9 protein-coding genes, 6 tRNA genes, 4 rRNA genes and 1 riboswitch are annotated in these 16,583 nt (G+C 43.2%); of the genes, 2 read left to right on the plus strand and 17 right to left on the minus strand.

Going from position 1 to position 16,583, the window contains the following annotated elements:
• From G3341_RS18705 to G3341_RS18720, 4 genes are all read right to left on the minus strand, one after another.
• A tRNA-Thr gene (locus tag G3341_RS18705) sits at positions 1–76 on the minus strand.
• Between the two features lie 6 nt (positions 77–82).
• Positions 83–157 (minus strand) — tRNA-Gly (locus G3341_RS18710).
• Between the two features lie 74 nt (positions 158–231).
• A tRNA-Tyr gene (locus G3341_RS18715) sits at positions 232–316 on the minus strand.
• A 16-nt stretch (positions 317–332) separates the two neighbouring features.
• Positions 333–408: transfer RNA gene (locus tag G3341_RS18720), tRNA-Thr, on the minus strand.
• Positions 409–846: 438 nt separating this feature from the next.
• Here G3341_RS18720 and coaA point away from each other — a divergent pair.
• Positions 847–1,797 (plus strand): type I pantothenate kinase, encoded by a 951-nt coding sequence (gene coaA, locus G3341_RS18725; RefSeq protein ID WP_154624779.1) that lies wholly within the window; start codon positions 847–849, stop codon positions 1,795–1,797.
• Positions 1,798–1,878: 81 nt separating this feature from the next.
• Here the strand turns inward: coaA and G3341_RS18730 are convergent, their stop codons facing one another.
• From G3341_RS18730 to btuB, 11 genes are all read right to left on the minus strand, one after another.
• Positions 1,879–2,775 (minus strand): hypothetical protein, encoded by an 897-nt coding sequence (locus G3341_RS18730; protein WP_163863317.1) that lies wholly within the window; start codon positions 2,773–2,775, stop codon positions 1,879–1,881.
• Between the two features lie 193 nt (positions 2,776–2,968).
• The gene (gene birA, locus G3341_RS18735) at positions 2,969–3,946 is read right to left on the minus strand and encodes a bifunctional biotin--[acetyl-CoA-carboxylase] ligase/biotin operon repressor BirA (protein ID WP_163863319.1); all 978 of its coding nucleotides are present in this window, start codon (positions 3,944–3,946) and stop codon (positions 2,969–2,971) included.
• Positions 3,943–4,977, minus strand: a complete 1,035-nt coding sequence (gene murB / locus G3341_RS18740) for a UDP-N-acetylmuramate dehydrogenase (protein ID WP_154624963.1) — start codon at positions 4,975–4,977, stop codon at positions 3,943–3,945. The genes birA and murB overlap by 4 nt, the downstream gene beginning before the upstream one ends.
• Positions 4,978–5,185: 208 nt before the next feature.
• A 5S ribosomal RNA gene (gene rrf / locus G3341_RS18745) occupies positions 5,186–5,301 on the minus strand.
• 28 nt (positions 5,302–5,329) lie between these two features.
• Positions 5,330–5,405, minus strand: a tRNA-Thr gene (locus G3341_RS18750).
• A gap of 45 nt (positions 5,406–5,450) precedes the next feature.
• A 5S ribosomal RNA gene (gene rrf, locus G3341_RS18755) occupies positions 5,451–5,566 on the minus strand.
• Positions 5,567–5,685: 119 nt separating this feature from the next.
• A 23S ribosomal RNA gene (locus G3341_RS18760) occupies positions 5,686–8,591 on the minus strand.
• A 333-nt stretch (positions 8,592–8,924) separates the two neighbouring features.
• Positions 8,925–9,000 (minus strand) — tRNA-Glu (locus G3341_RS18765).
• 133 nt (positions 9,001–9,133) lie between these two features.
• Positions 9,134–10,673, minus strand: a 16S ribosomal RNA gene (locus G3341_RS18770).
• The 16S, 23S and 5S rRNA genes sit together here with 2 tRNA genes alongside, the layout of an rRNA operon.
• A gap of 418 nt (positions 10,674–11,091) precedes the next feature.
• Positions 11,092–11,958, minus strand: a complete 867-nt coding sequence (murI, locus tag G3341_RS18775; RefSeq protein WP_163863321.1) for a glutamate racemase — start codon at positions 11,956–11,958, stop codon at positions 11,092–11,094.
• Entirely contained in the window at positions 11,903–13,789 is a 1,887-nt protein-coding gene (gene btuB, locus G3341_RS18780) for a TonB-dependent vitamin B12 receptor BtuB (protein ID WP_163863323.1), read from the minus strand. Before btuB ends, murI begins: the two co-directional genes overlap by 56 nt.
• A 72-nt stretch (positions 13,790–13,861) precedes the next feature.
• Positions 13,862–14,057, minus strand: a riboswitch (cobalamin riboswitch).
• Between the two features lie 182 nt (positions 14,058–14,239).
• Here btuB and trmA point away from each other — a divergent pair.
• On the plus strand, positions 14,240–15,325 hold the full coding sequence (gene trmA / locus G3341_RS18785; RefSeq protein ID WP_230085892.1) for a tRNA (uridine(54)-C5)-methyltransferase TrmA: 1,086 nt from the start codon (positions 14,240–14,242) through the stop codon (positions 15,323–15,325).
• 90 nt (positions 15,326–15,415) lie between these two features.
• Here the strand turns inward: trmA and G3341_RS18790 are convergent, their stop codons facing one another.
• Positions 15,416–15,805, minus strand: a complete 390-nt coding sequence (locus G3341_RS18790) for a YijD family membrane protein (RefSeq protein WP_154624413.1) — start codon at positions 15,803–15,805, stop codon at positions 15,416–15,418.
• A 14-nt stretch (positions 15,806–15,819) separates the two neighbouring features.
• Positions 15,820–16,476 (minus strand): HTH-type transcriptional repressor FabR, encoded by a 657-nt coding sequence (gene fabR / locus G3341_RS18795; RefSeq protein WP_163863326.1) that lies wholly within the window; start codon positions 16,474–16,476, stop codon positions 15,820–15,822.
• Between the last annotated feature and the right edge of the window lie 107 nt (positions 16,477–16,583).

Consider the following 16,583-nt stretch of genomic DNA (forward strand, 5'->3'; position numbering starts at 1 on the left):
TGGTGCTGATAGGCAGATTCGAACTGCCGACCTCACCCTTACCAAGGGTGTGCTCTACCAACTGAGCCATATCAGCACATCTTGGAGCGGGCAGCGGGAATCGAACCCGCATCATCAGCTTGGAAGGCTGAGGTAATAGCCATTATACGATGCCCGCAATGAACTCGGCTACCTGAGTTATCAGCTGCTAAACTGTTCCTTAAAGTTTCCTCTTGGGAAGCTTCTTGGAGATGGTGGTGGGAGAAGGATTCGAACCTTCGAAGTCGATGACGGCAGATTTACAGTCTGCTCCCTTTGGCCGCTTGGGTATCCCACCTATCCAAATTGTTAATTGGTGCCGGCACCAAGAGTCGAACTCGGGACCTACTGATTACAAGTCAGTTGCTCTACCAACTGAGCTATGCCGGCATCAAGTGCTGCGCATTCTAGGAAGAGTGAGCGCGACTTGCAACAAAAAAATTTAATTTTTTGTTCGCTTGCTCACATTTTATTCGTTTTTTGTGATTTTGATGCTTTTTTCGCTACATTCAGCTTAAAACATCTACAGCGAATTGCTACTATAATCTAGGATTATTTAATCAGTAAAGTGTCTTGGCACCATAAAAAAATGGTGAACTCATTTTTTAAAATTAAAAATGACGTTTTTTGTCTGTTTAGAGACCATGTCTATCGCTGTTTTTTTCAGCAGTTAATGATATTTTTACAGCCTCCGTCAAAAAAAATTCACATAAAACATAAAAAGTTCTACGCCTACTATCTTTCACTCGCTATGATGCAACTTAATTTTACGGATACGGGTGTTTAGGCAACCTGTCCAACCTGCATAGAATAGGCAGATGTTGGTTTATGAAACAGACAGAGAATTTAATTACTACACCATACTTAGAGTTTGATCGAGAACATTGGGCTACATTACGTGATTCAGTGCCATTAACATTAACACCAAGTGAGCTTTCTGAGCTGAAAGGCATTAATGAAGAACTCTCCATGGAAGATGTTATTGAGATCTATCTACCATTGTCTCGTTTACTCAATTTCTATATTAGCTCTAATTTACGTCGCCAAGCTGTGTTAGAACAATTTCTTGGTACCAATGGCGCTAAGGTTCCATACATTATAGGGATTGCTGGAAGTGTTGCTGTCGGTAAAAGCACGACGGCTCGCTTATTACAGGCGCTGTTGACTCGCTGGCCTGAGCATCGAAAAGTTGATTTAATCACAACGGATGGTTTTTTATATCCTAACCAAGTTTTAAAAGATCGTAATATCATGAAGAAAAAAGGTTTCCCTCAATCTTATGATATGCGTAGGTTGGTTAACTTTGTCTCACAAATAAAGTCAGGCGCCCGCAATGTTGTTGCACCAGTATACTCGCACCTCACTTATGACATCGTTCCCGACCAACAACAAGTCATTGATCAACCTGATATATTGATTTTAGAAGGCTTGAACGTGTTACAAAGCGATATGGACTACCCACATGACCCTCACCATGTGTTTGTATCCGATTTTGTTGACTTCTCTATCTATGTCGATGCGAACCCTGAACTATTAAAACAGTGGTATGTGGGGAGATTCTTAAAATTTCGCCAAGGCGCATTCTCAGATCCTGATTCTTATTTTCACAATTACTCTAAATTGAGTGAAGAAGAAGCCGTTAATATCGCTGGCGCTATTTGGGATGAAATTAATGGACTCAATCTCAAAGAAAATATTTTGCCGACAAAAGAACGTGCTAGCCTCATCATGACTAAGGGTGAAAACCATTCCATTCAGAGTGTTCGGTTAAGAAAATAATAACAGCAAGCCGGCTAAAAACCGGCTGTTATTTATTCACTGATAATTTCCAACGGCATTTAAAATACGCTGTTCGTATCATTACTGGAGGCCAAATACCAATGTAGTACCGTGGGCGTTATCGCTCGACAGATAGCCTACACCGATTTTCATTTTCATATCATAACCATAAATTTTCAGCGGTGTTTCAACTGCAACTTCAGTACTGTTAATAAATCCAAAAGATAAGTCACGATAACCTTTACCATAAAAACCGCCAATTCGATTGGACAGCAATAGGTCAAAATCCTTTTCCATAATATTCAAGGCATCCGAAACTAAATAACTTGCTCCGGTTGACCATGTTCCTGCATTATCATCAACTTTAACGCCGCTTTTATTATTATCAATACCGGTTAACACCATATATGAAATGCGGCTATGGAATGTGAGCTCATCATTATTATCAAAGGCTTTTTTAAATTTCGCACCGATTTCAGGCGCAAAATGTAAGGTATTAACATCCCAATCAAGTAGCCCATTATCGGTGAGGCCCTCTTTTACTTCTTGACTTCCTCGAACCTTAGAATTATTCACCATTTTTGAATAACCTAAATCAACCGCCCCTTCTAGGGTTACATATTGATTTAATTTGTAATCCACTTTTGGGGTAACCATTACATTGAATATATCCCAGCGCCCATAATAAATATCGTTATCGTCATTGATACTAATCGGGTCTAAGCGAACTTTAAGATAACTTCCTTTTAGTCCGAGAGAGAATGCATAATCTTCATACTGATACAAATTTTCAAATACATATGGCAAAATATATTTGTTGTAATCAACCCCTTCAGAATGCAGCGTAGATGCGCTGATATCATTGCTTGATGATAAGGTTAAAAGTTTAGAGTATCCGGAAGTTAAGTCATCAGCATAAGTTAAATTTGCATTATGTACTAACACTAAAAATAAAGCTGTTTGTTGTATTCTTCTCATCATGTTCGCATTAACTGTATGATTTAAATAATTTATAATAAGTGTAGATTATTAATTATTTATTTCTAACAATAAAATATTGTCGCCCTTAATAATAATTTTTCTGTTTCACTCGATATCAACTGATTTAAATATCTTTATTGCACTACCAAAAAATACACTTAAAATCAGTCGATATATATTAAACACTTCGTTATATTTCATTCGCTCTTAATGAAATTTCACCGCCAATATATGGAATAATATCACCATTATCATGTTGCAATAAAAGAGCACCTTGCTGATCAATTCCCTTTTCAATCCCAGTGATAATTTTATCTCCAATCAATAACTTAACCTTTCTTCCTAAGAAATTATCAAGCTCAAACCAGCTCTCTAAAAATGGGGCTAAACCTTCTTTTTCAAATAAGATTAATGCTTCTTTTAATGCATTAATAATACTTGCTGATAATTCGTTTCTTTCAATATTTTCAACTTCGTCTACCAATGATGCCCATTCTTGGTTGATGGATTTTTCTTTATCAATATTTTTTTTCTCCATACCAATATTAATGCCAATACCAATAATAATATGTGCCGCATCACCTGTTTTACCTGTTAATTCAACAAGTATTCCTGCTAATTTTTTATCATTAAGGTAAAGGTCATTAGGCCATTTAACCTTAACTTTGCCTTTGCTAATTTTGTTTAACGTTTTCGCAATGACGATACCCACAACTAAACTAAGACCTACCGCCGCCGCCGGCCCTTGGTCAAGTTTCCAATACATGGATAAATATAGATTACAGCCAAATGGAGAAACCCACTGTCGCCCTCTACGGCCTCTTCCAGCACTTTGATATTCCGCTAGACATGTATCACCAGACTGTAAGCTAGGAATTCTATCCAGCATATACTGATTTGTTGAATCAATGACAGGTTCGACGATCACATGACTCCCCTGAACCTGCTTTCTAATTACTTCACCATTCAACAAATTAACTGAATAAGGTAATTTATAGCCTTTTCCGGTAATTGTTTGTACCTGAATACCCCATGAACGTAGCGTTTTAATGTGCTTATTGATACCCGCTCTTGTCATACCAATTTTATCACCCAGTTGTTGTCCAGAGTGAATTTGGGCATCCGATAAAAGCTCAATCAATTGTAATGGTATGCTAGTTTCTTTCATAAAATACAATCCATTGGGTTAATTTCACCATTTTTGCCAATAAATCTCACTTCAGGCTCAAGCATAATACCAAAATGTGAATGTACCGTTTGGCTAATATGTCTAGCGAGATTAACGACATCATTCCCTGTCGCTTGATTTTTATTAATTATCACTAAAGCTTGCCGTGTATGAACTGCCGCTCCGCCCAATTCATAACCTTTCAGACCACACTGATCTATCAGCCATCCTGCGGCAACTTTGACTGAACCATCTTCCTGAAGATATTGTGGACATGTGGGGTAAAGCTGCTTTATTTGCTGTGCTTTATCTGCCGAGATAATTGGGTTTTTAAAAAAGCTACCCGCATTTCCTGTAATAGCAGGGTCGGGTAATTTCATTTTTCGTGTATTACATACAGAGTCAAAAACTTGCTGTGGTGTGACTGTTTCAGGATCTAACAGCGCCAAATCGCCATAAGTGAGTTTTGGAGTCCATTGCTTAGAAAGTTTAAACCCAACACCAATAATAATGTAATCATCCTGATATTCATGCTTAAAGATACTATCACGATAACCAAAACGACATTCTTCAGCTTGGATCCTCACCGTTTCACCTGTTATCAGATGCAACATATCCACATACTCACATATATCTTTTAGCTCAACGCCATAAGCGCCTATATTTTGTATTGGCGCAGATCCTACACAGCCAGGTATTAATGCTAAGTTTTCAGCTCCATTAATACCGTTATTCATTAAATATTCAATAAATTGATGCCAGTTTTCACCTGCTGCTGAATATACCTGCCAATCATCAGCTGTTTCAGTTACATTGATCCCTTTAATGCGATTTAAAATAACTACGCCATCAAAATTATCGATAAATAAAACATTACTACCGCCACCAAGAATCAAAACAGGTAACTGCTGTTTTTTTGCTTCAAGCCATTGCTGATAAATAGCTTCCGCTGATTCAGCAATACAAATGGACTTTGCTGTTGCATCAATACCAAAACTATTAAATGGTTTTAATTCAAGGGATGGGTTCATTGCAGCCTTCGATAAACAATAAATAAAGATAAGACAAGTCTATCAGGCCGACCAACGAGAATCATTAAATAATGAAGCGACATTGATGATATTAAGAGTATTACTTTAAAACAGTAAAAATCGAAACAATATATCAAAGGCTGTGGGAGCTTTTGCAAACGCTAAATAGCAAAAAGCCACCGATTAAGGTGGCTTTTTTATGTTTAAAACCTAGCAGTTCCCTACTCTCACATGGGGAGACCCCACACTACCATCGGCGCTACGGCGTTTCACTACTGAGTTCGGCATGGGGTCAGGTGGGACCACCGCGCTATTGCCGCTAGGTAAATTCTTTTTAAATGCCGATAATTCATGGTGCTGATACCCAGATTCGAACTGGGGACCTCACCCTTACCAAGGGTGTGCTCTACCAACTGAGCCATATCAGCAATATGGTGCGGTCAGTCAGTACTGACACAACCTTTAAAATTGATGTCTGGCAGTTCCCTACTCTCACATGGGGAGACCCCACACTACCATCGGCGCTACGGCGTTTCACTGCTGAGTTCGGCATGGGGTCAGGTGGGACCACCGCGCTATTGCCGCCAGACAAATTCGGTTTTCGTTCCCGTCGGCTTACACCAACCAGAACAGCAATCTTGAACAAGCTAATTTCTCGCACTCTGCGTGCGCTTCACAACGTTCTCTCTAAAACACCTTCGGTGTTGTCAGGTTAAGCCTCACGGTTCATTAGTACTGGTTAGCTCAACGTATCGCTACGCTTACACACCCAGCCTATCAACGTCTTAGTCTTAAACGTTCCTTTAGGACCCTTAAAGAGTCAGGGAAGACTCATCTCAAGGCAAGTTTCCCGCTTAGATGCTTTCAGCGGTTATCTCTTCCGCACTTAGCTACCGGGCAGTGCCATTGGCATGACAACCCGAACACCAGTGGTGCGTCCACTCCGGTCCTCTCGTACTAGGAGCAGCCCCTTTCAATCTTCCAACGCCCACGGCAGATAGGGACCGAACTGTCTCACGACGTTCTAAACCCAGCTCGCGTACCACTTTAAATGGCGAACAGCCATACCCTTGGGACCTACTTCAGCCCCAGGATGTGATGAGCCGACATCGAGGTGCCAAACACCGCCGTCGATATGAACTCTTGGGCGGTATCAGCCTGTTATCCCCGGAGTACCTTTTATCCGTTGAGCGATGGCCCTTCCATTCAGAACCACCGGATCACTAAGACCTACTTTCGTACCTGCTCGAGCCGTCACTCTCGCAGTCAAGCTGGCTTATGCCTTTGCACTAACCGCATGATGTCCGACCATGCTTAGCCAACCTTCGTGCTCCTCCGTTACTCTTTGGGAGGAGACCGCCCCAGTCAAACTACCCACCAGACACTGTCCGCACCCCAGATGATGGGGCCACGTTAGAACATCAAACATTAAAGGGTGGTATTTCAAGGTTGGCTCCATGCAGACTGGCGTCCACACTTCAAAGCCTCCCACCTATCCTACACATCAAGGCTCAATGTTCAGTGTCAAGCTATAGTAAAGGTTCACGGGGTCTTTCCGTCTTGCCGCGGGTACACTGCATCTTCACAGCGAGTTCAATTTCACTGAGTCTCGGGTGGAGACAGCCTGGCCATCATTACGCCATTCGTGCAGGTCGGAACTTACCCGACAAGGAATTTCGCTACCTTAGGACCGTTATAGTTACGGCCGCCGTTTACTGGGGCTTCGATCAAGAGCTTCTCCTTACGGATAACCCCATCAATTAACCTTCCAGCACCGGGCAGGCGTCACACCGTATACGTCCACTTTCGTGTTTGCACAGTGCTGTGTTTTTAATAAACAGTTGCAGCCAGCTGGTATCTGCGACTGGCTTCAGCTCCATCCGCGAGGGACTTCACCTAGCGCCAGCGTGCCTTCTCCCGAAGTTACGGCACCATTTTGCCTAGTTCCTTCACCCGAGTTCTCTCAAGCGCCTGAGTATTCTCTACCTGACCACCTGTGTCGGTTTGGGGTACGATTAATGATAATCTAGAGCTTAGAGGCTTTTCCTGGAAGCGGGGCATGAGCTACTTCGCCACCGTAGTGACTCGTCATCAGACCTCAGCATGTAGTGAACCGGATTTGCCTAATTCACCTGCCTACATCCTTAAACCGGGACAACCGTCGCCCGGCCAGCCTAGCCTTCTCCGTCCCCCCATCGCAATTATCACCAGTACAGGAATATTAACCTGTTTCCCATCGACTACGCATTTCTGCCTCGCCTTAGGGGTCGACTCACCCTGCCCCGATTAACGTTGGACAGGAACCCTTGGTCTTCCGGCGTGCGGGTTTTTCACCCGCATTATCGTTACTTATGTCAGCATTCGCACTTCTGATACCTCCAGCATGCCTCGCAGCACACCTTCACAGGCTTACAGAACGCTCCCCTACCCAACAACATTTACATGTCGCTGCCGCAGCTTCGGTGCATGGTTTAGCCCCGTTACATCTTCCGCGCAGGCCGACTCGACCAGTGAGCTATTACGCTTTCTTTAAATGATGGCTGCTTCTAAGCCAACATCCTGGCTGTCTGAGCCTTCCCACTTCGTTTCCCACTTAACCATGACTTTGGGACCTTAGCTGGCGGTCTGGGTTGTTTCCCTCTTCACGACGAACGTTAGCACCCGCCGTGTGTCTCCCGTGATAACATTCTTCGGTATTCGTAGTTTGCATCGGGTTGGTAAGTCGGGATGACCCCCTAGCCGAAACAGTGCTCTACCCCCGAAGATGAGTTCACGAGGCGCTACCTAAATAGCTTTCGGGGAGAACCAGCTATCTCCCGGTTTGATTGGCCTTTCACCCCCAGCCACAAGTCATCCGCTAATTTTTCAACATTAGTCGGTTCGGTCCTCCAGTTAGTGTTACCCAACCTTCAACCTGCCCATGGCTAGATCACCGGGTTTCGGGTCTATACCCTGCAACTTAATCGCCCAGTTAAGACTCGGTTTCCCTACGGCTCCCCTATACGGTTAACCTTGCTACAGAATATAAGTCGCTGACCCATTATACAAAAGGTACGCAGTCACACCTAAAAGGTGCTCCCACTGCTTGTACGTACACGGTTTCAGGTTCTATTTCACTCCCCTCGCCGGGGTTCTTTTCGCCTTTCCCTCACGGTACTGGTTCACTATCGGTCAATCAGGAGTATTTAGCCTTGGAGGATGGTCCCCCCATATTCAGACAGGATAACACGTGTCCCGCCCTACTCGTCGAGTTCACAACACCAACACCTTCGGATACGGGGCTATCACCCTTTACTGCCGGACTTTCCAGACCGTTCTCCTGATGCTGATGCTGATTAAGACTCTGGGCTGCTCCCCGTTCGCTCGCCGCTACTAGGGGAATCTCGGTTGATTTCTTTTCCTCGAGGTACTGAGATGTTTCAGTTCCCTCGGTTCGCCTCGTTTGACTATGGATTCATCAAACGATAGTGCAACGAATTGCACTGGGTTTCCCCATTCGGACATCGTCGGCTATAGCGGTTCATATCACCTTACCGACGCTTTTCGCAGATTAGCACGTCCTTCATCGCCTCTGATTGCCTAGGCATCCACCGTGTACGCTTAGTCGCTTAACCTCACAACCCGAAGGTGTCTTCTGACAACGAGTGACTGCGCTTCATGATTTCTTTGTTGGGCAGTGCTCGCAATGCTCACGTACTTTAAGTACGCTGCGCTTGCTGCGCGCTGGCCGCCTCGAACTCATTTCGCTCGTCGACTCGATGCTTCGGAAAACAGCATTCAAGTTGAGATTTTTGAGAGACTCTCACATTGTTTAAGCGATAAACAATGTGCGTTGTTTCAATTTTCAGCTTGTTCCAGATTGTTAAAGAGCATAATTGTTAAACTAACTCAGTGAATTAGTTTAATCATTATTGAGGACATCGTCTTTCACTCGATATCGGCGCAATTGGCGTCCCCTAGGGGATTCGAACCCCTGTTACCGCCGTGAAAGGGCGGTGTCCTAGGCCTCTAGACGAAGGGGACACGAAATATTGCACAACCATGTTGTGGCCTATTTCATGCAAGTCTTACCCTGTGGTAAGTCTCCCACGTATAGCCTATTGCTCTACTTTTCATCAGACAATCTGTGTGAACACTTCACAAAACACTTCAATGGTAAGGAGGTGATCCAACCGCAGGTTCCCCTACGGTTACCTTGTTACGACTTCACCCCAGTCATGGATCACAAAGTGGTAAGCGCCCTCCCGAAGGTTAAGCTACCTACTTCTTTTGCAACCCACTCCCATGGTGTGACGGGCGGTGTGTACAAGGCCCGGGAACGTATTCACCGTAGCATTCTGATCTACGATTACTAGCGATTCCGACTTCATGGAGTCGAGTTGCAGACTCCAATCCGGACTACGACGTACTTTATGAGTTCCGCTTGCTCTCGCGAGGTCGCTTCTCTTTGTATACGCCATTGTAGCACGTGTGTAGCCCTACTCGTAAGGGCCATGATGACTTGACGTCATCCCCACCTTCCTCCGGTTTATCACCGGCAGTCTCCTTTGAGTTCCCGACCGAATCGCTGGCAACAAAGGATAAGGGTTGCGCTCGTTGCGGGACTTAACCCAACATTTCACAACACGAGCTGACGACAGCCATGCAGCACCTGTCTCAGAGTTCCCGAAGGCACCAAAGCATCTCTGCTAAGTTCTCTGGATGTCAAGAGTAGGTAAGGTTCTTCGCGTTGCATCGAATTAAACCACATGCTCCACCGCTTGTGCGGGCCCCCGTCAATTCATTTGAGTTTTAACCTTGCGGCCGTACTCCCCAGGCGGTCGATTTAACGCGTTAGCTCCGGAAGCCACGCCTCAAGGGCACAACCTCCAAATCGACATCGTTTACAGCGTGGACTACCAGGGTATCTAATCCTGTTTGCTCCCCACGCTTTCGCACCTGAGCGTCAGTCTTTGTCCAGGGGGCCGCCTTCGCCACCGGTATTCCTCCACATCTCTACGCATTTCACCGCTACACATGGAATTCTACCCCCCTCTACAAGACTCTAGCTGACCAGTCTTAGATGCCATTCCCAGGTTAAGCCCGGGGATTTCACATCTAACTTAATCAACCGCCTGCGTGCGCTTTACGCCCAGTAATTCCGATTAACGCTTGCACCCTCCGTATTACCGCGGCTGCTGGCACGGAGTTAGCCGGTGCTTCTTCTGTCGGTAACGTCAATCGTTGATGATATTAGCATCAACGCCTTCCTCCCGACTGAAAGTACTTTACAACCCTAGGGCCTTCTTCATACACGCGGCATGGCTGCATCAGGCTTGCGCCCATTGTGCAATATTCCCCACTGCTGCCTCCCGTAGGAGTCTGGGCCGTGTCTCAGTCCCAGTGTGGCTGATCATCCTCTCAGACCAGCTAGGGATCGTCGCCTAGGTGAGCCATTACCCCACCTACTAGCTAATCCCATATGGGTTCATCCGATAGCGCAAGGCCCGAAGGTCCCCTGCTTTGCTCCTTAGAGATTATGCGGTATTAGCCACCGTTTCCAGTAGTTATCCCCCTCTATCGGGCAGATCCCCATACATTACTCACCCGTCCGCCGCTCGTCAGCGAGAAGCAAGCTTCCCCTGTTACCGCTCGACTTGCATGTGTTAGGCCTGCCGCCAGCGTTCAATCTGAGCCATGATCAAACTCTTCAATTAAAAGTGTTTGATGCTCAAAGAATTAAACTGACTACATTCTTTCATATATGAATTAACGTGTTAGTCACTCTTCAAGACTTAAAATCAAATATTTTTTTGATAGTGTCCTGTGAGTGCCCACACAGATTGTCTGATAAATTGTTAAAGAGCGTTGCGACTTTATCTTTCGATATTAACCGTTTAGGTCATTGTCGCGAGGTGGCGTATGTTACGCTTTCCTCATCGAGAGTCAAGCTTTTTTTTTTCGCTTATCTTTTCAGATTCTCTCGTCTGCCGTCGTTAGCCTTTTGGGCTTGCCATCACATTCTGTGTTGGCTCATCGTCGGTCAGTGGAGGCGCATTATAGGGAGTCAGAAAATTCTGGCAACCCCTTTTTTCAATTTTTTTTTCGTTTGCTCAGATTGCCATCAAATTTAACTTAGATAGCCAGTTTTTCCAACGAATTAAACCCTTCAGTGGCCAACACTGATTGCAATTCTATCGCGCTATGATTCATTAATAGACAATACGCAAAATCTGCATCATGACTCGCAATGATATCTTCTGCTTGATTGTTAATCAGCCATACCGTACGCCTAGCAATTGCAGCGCCTGAATCAATGAATCGAGTTCCATTTGGAAGCACTTGCTCAAGTTCTTCTATTAATAGAGGGAAATGAGTACAGCCTAGAACAACGGTATCTGGCGCTTCTGGCATTCTTAACCATGGTTTCACCGCATTGGCGACTTCTGTTAAAGGTATCTGTTCTCCATGTAGCTTTCTTTCTGCCAATTGCACAAGGTCCGCTGAACCAAGTGAAATGACTCTACAGTCTGTCGCAAATCGCGCAATCAACTCTTTCGTATACTCGCGATTGACGGTGCCCTTCGTCGCTAACAACCCAACTATGCCATTTCGGGTTAATTTAGTGGCGGGTTTAATCGCGGGTACGACACCAACCACAGGAAAATTAAAATGCGCTCTAAGATTAGGCAAACTAATCGTACTTGCGGTGTTACATGCGATGATAGTAATAGTCAAAGGATGCTTTTTGGCAATTGCATTCACGATTTGATAAACCCTATCGACAATAAACTCTTCGCTCTTTTCGCCATAAGGAAAAGCTTCATTATCGAATGCATATATATAATGTGCGTTAGGCAGTAATTTTTTGACTTCACGATAAACAGATAACCCGCCCACCCCTGAATCAAACACAAGGATGGTCGGGCGAATAGATAGGTTGTGATTAGAAGTTGTAGCTTCCTGTAAGGAAATATTCTCTTCCAGCGGTGCGATAACCATACGCGGTCTCATAGTCTTTATCGAACATATTAGCTATTTTACCACGAATTGTGAGCTGTGAAGTGATTGGATATGCCGCTGTGAGATCCCAAAGGCTAACTCCCCCTTGTTTTAGACGTTTTGATGGTGATTGGGAAAAGTCATTATCATAACGCGAACCTATATAGTGATAAGTTAGCCCCATATCTACCTCAGCAATATTCCAATCTAATTGGTATTTCACTTGTTGCTTAGCTCGGCGCTCCAATACTTTGTTCGTCTTTTTATTTCTGGGATCGACATATTGGTATGTTAATTGATGATGTAAAAAGCCAGTGCTAAATTCACCAACCCACTCGATACCTTTAATTTCTGCTTTTCCAATATTTTCATATGTATTGATAAAATTGCCATATTTATATTCAATCAGGTTATCAATATCATTATGATAAGCATTAATTTGCCAGAATAGCGGTCCCGTTGTTCCTTCAACACCAATTTCCCACTGCTTACTTTCTTCTGGTTTTAAGTTCGGATTACCTTTTGTTGTTCCCCAACTTGATGAAGAATATGCGTACAGTTGACTTAGATTAGGTGCTTTATATGCTGTTGCGTATGATCCAACCAGTTTATACCCATCATAAAATTCCCAGCTCAGCCCTGATTGCCATGATGTATGCCAATTAAATTCTGAATGATGATCCGTGCGAACGGCGGCTTCAGCTATAACAGAATCAACAAACGAGTATTGCCCCGTCAAATAGAGCCCCGTGTTATTCATGGTTTCTTTTTTAGTTATTAAAGCATAGCCATTAGGTTCTATGCTTTGACGCTGATAATCTATACCCGCACTAATATTACCTTTATCTAAACGATAATTGTTACCCCACTGAATATTATACTGCTTTGATTCATCTAGATTAGAAGAGCTAGCATACTGCCCTTGCCTTGGATCAAAATTGTAATCTTTAACGTAACTATAGCTTCCGGATAGTGAGGTTGAGTATTGGTTTTGATGATATTTAACGCCAGTTTCATATGTACGGCTATAAAGTTTACGGGTATCTACCCGCACACCTGAGTATTCAGAGGCATCATAACGAGTTCTATTATCATATCCATATGCTCTCGCATAAGCTGATATTTCAGATGATAACTGGTGCTCCACACCTAGCCATAGTGATTTATTAAGAAAACCATCTTTATCGTAGTCACGTGGACTAACGTCCTTAGGTGCTAGATCAAATCCTTTTGTATAGGTATAAGCTGCGGCAGCGGTTACTGTTGTATTTTCACCGATTTTCTGTTGAGTTGAGCCGTTATAATTCTGATAACCATAAGAACCAATACCCGCATTTAATGTGGTTCCTACATTATCTCGGCGAGTAATAATATTAACAACACCACCAATTGCATCCGAGCCATAAACAGCCGATCTTGCTCCACGAATATATTCGATTCGCTGAACTAAAGAGATAGGAATTTGGCTCATATCTGATGAGCCAGAAATACCCGCTTGGTTTAAACGAACACCATCAACTAATACCAATACATGGCGAGACTCTGAACCTCTAATAAAGAGGGAGCTCTGCTGTCCTATACCACCATATTGGGCAATATCCACACCCGGTAGCCGCCGTAATACATCAATCACAGTATTCGACTGCCAATGATCAATATCTTCACGCGTGACAACGGTTACTGGCGCTAATATCGATGAGATAGGCTGTTCAAAGCGGTTCGCTGATACCACCATTTCATCTGATTGATTATTTGCATTTGCCAAAGAAGAAATACCACACAACACTGCCATAGCAGCAGCCGATAACGGCAACAACTTATTCTTATTCATTTTGATAAACTCGGAATATCAATAAAATTAAAATTCCGCGAGGTTGAATATCAGATCCGCGCTAATAATCAACAAAGCGATAAAGCTATGGCAGGTCTTCGGACTTAGAAGTGATACCCGTTAAGGGTACGATAATTATGGAGGCAACTTCCCATCAATTTAAAACAGTGTTGTATCTCCTATTATACTTCATTACCGCTGCGCGTCAGTCTCGGAATCACACCGAGTTCCCTCTTCATGCATTGAGACCATAGCCGTATTATCCTAAAGGGAACGAGTATAGGTGTCTATGGATCTATTTTCATGATCCCTCATATGACACTCACGATTGGCATCTTATTCAGCCCAAAGACTTTATAAATAGAATCAAAACTGGACATCTGCACGACTTGCCCTACAATTTCGTCCCTGATGCAATTTTTACTGTTTTCTATGAATGGGGCCATATTAATGAACACCGAGCACTATGCATTGCAACTTGCAGAAAAAGTAGAACGACTAAAAATGATGATGGCCCCTTATACGACAATTGAGCCTGAAGTATTTGCGTCACCAGAATCCCATTATCGGATGCGTGCAGAATTTAGAGTGTGGCACGACGGTGATGATTTATTTCATATCATGTTTGATAAAGAAACCAAAGAACGTATTCGGGTTGATCAATTTCCCGTTGCAAGTGAGCTAATTAACCAGGCAATGCAAGCACTTTTGCCTTTAATAAAAGAAAGTACGCTTCTGCGTCATAAATTATTTCAAATCGACTATCTTTCAACGCTGAGTAATAAGTTAATTATCTCTTTGCTCTATCATAAAAAACTGAATGACGAGTGGACCGAAGAAGCTAAACAATTAAAAGCAAAATTAGTGAGTAAAGGTTTTGACCTTCAACTCATCGGTCGTGCATCAAAAACTAAAATCATGCTCGATAATGATTATGTTGATGAAGTGCTACCCGTTAATGGTCGGAATATGATTTATCGGCAAGTTGAAAATAGCTTTACCCAGCCTAATGCTCACGTGAATATTAATATGTTGGAGTGGGCAATCGCTGCAACTAAAGGGGCTACAGGCGACCTACTTGAACTGTATTGTGGAAATGGCAATTTTTCATTGGCATTAGCACAAAACTTTGAGCGCGTCTTAGCAACTGAAATTGCTAAACCGTCGGTATCTGCTGCACAATATAATATCGCTGCAAACAACATCAATAATGTGCAGATTATCCGTATGTCAGCAGAAGACTTTACACAGGCTATGCGTGGCATACGTGAGTTTAAACGCCTTGAAGGTATTAATTTACGTGATTACCAATGTAATACTATTTTCGTTGACCCTCCACGCAGTGGCCTAGATGATAAAACCGTTCAATTAGTGCAAGAGTATGACCATATCCTCTATATTTCTTGCAACCCAGAAACCTTGTGTGACAATTTAGCGGTTTTAAATGAAACTCATGAAGTGAAAAAACTCGCGCTGTTTGATCAGTTTCCTTACACCCATCATATGGAAAGTGGTGTTTTGCTGACTCGCCGTTAGTTTTTTTGATTGTGAAACACAAACGCCGCAATGCTTAACATTACGGCGTTTTCTATCAAGCTCATTTTTACAAGCTAATTTTAATTGAAATTAAATTTCAGCTTCATTTTCGGCTGTCAGTTCTTGCTGCTCTCTTTTACGTGCTTTCCAGCTGGTATACAACCACAATGCTAAAGCAACAATGATCGTTGCAGGAATAAAGTTAGAGCCAACTTCTGGGTGTTGTACGCGTAAAATTGCCGCATAAGCAAACAAACCTAAAAAGAAGTTACCCACGACAAATTTAGGCAATCCTATAGGCATCGCATGATGTAAATAACGCTGATGTAAGCAATAAACTGCTAATACTAAAGTAATAATTGGAAAAATGGAAAACTCTACTAAGGAGTTAAACAGAGCAGAGAAAGTTCCGTGAGTCGATAAGCCAATGACTAAGGCGAGTAGTAATGTGCTTTTCTCATAGCGATTGTGTTCCGTCATTGATTCTCCTTATGTTATTTAGTGAGATCGGGGTCAGTTTGATTCTGTTTTTCTTGTTCGCGTCGGTACCAGTAATATGCGCCTTTAGCAATCATTCGTAGTTGAAGTACAAGCCGTTCTTCCAGATGTTGCCTTTTCTCTTCATCAATATCGAGCGCCTCAGCACCCGCACTAAAAACGATGGTAACCATGGATTCTGCTTGTAGTTCAGTGAAATGGCGCGGCATATGGCTTTCTTGTTCTAGGTAATCCGCCAATTCAGCAATAAAATGTTGGATTTCCCGTGCCACCGCAGCGCGGAATTCAGCTGAAGTACCGGAGCGTTCACGCAATAATAACCTAAAGGCATTAGGGTTATTACCAATAAACTCCATAAAAGTTGAGATTGACGTCCGGATCACACTACCGCCTTTTGCGATACGCTGCCGAGCTTGCCGCATCAGTTGACGCAACATCAAACCACTTTCGTCAACCATGGTCAGACCCAGTTCGTCAACATCTTTGAAATGACGATAAAATGAAGTGGGTGCAATGCCTGCCTCACGTGCGACTTCACGTAAGCTGAGACTGGTAAAACTACGTTCTGCACTTAATTGGCTAAATGCGGCTTCAATGAGCGAACGACGAGTTTTTTCTTTCTGTTTTGCTCTAACGCCAATATTATTGCTCACGGTGATCCTGATTTCTATGTCATTAAACAGCCATTAACTTTCAATATACCAAAATATTAAAATGACAGCGCGGCTATCGTTCTAGCATACCCTAAAATTATTAGGTT

This window comes from Providencia vermicola (genome assembly GCF_010748935.1).
GTDB lineage: Bacteria > Pseudomonadota > Gammaproteobacteria > Enterobacterales > Enterobacteriaceae > Providencia > Providencia zhejiangensis.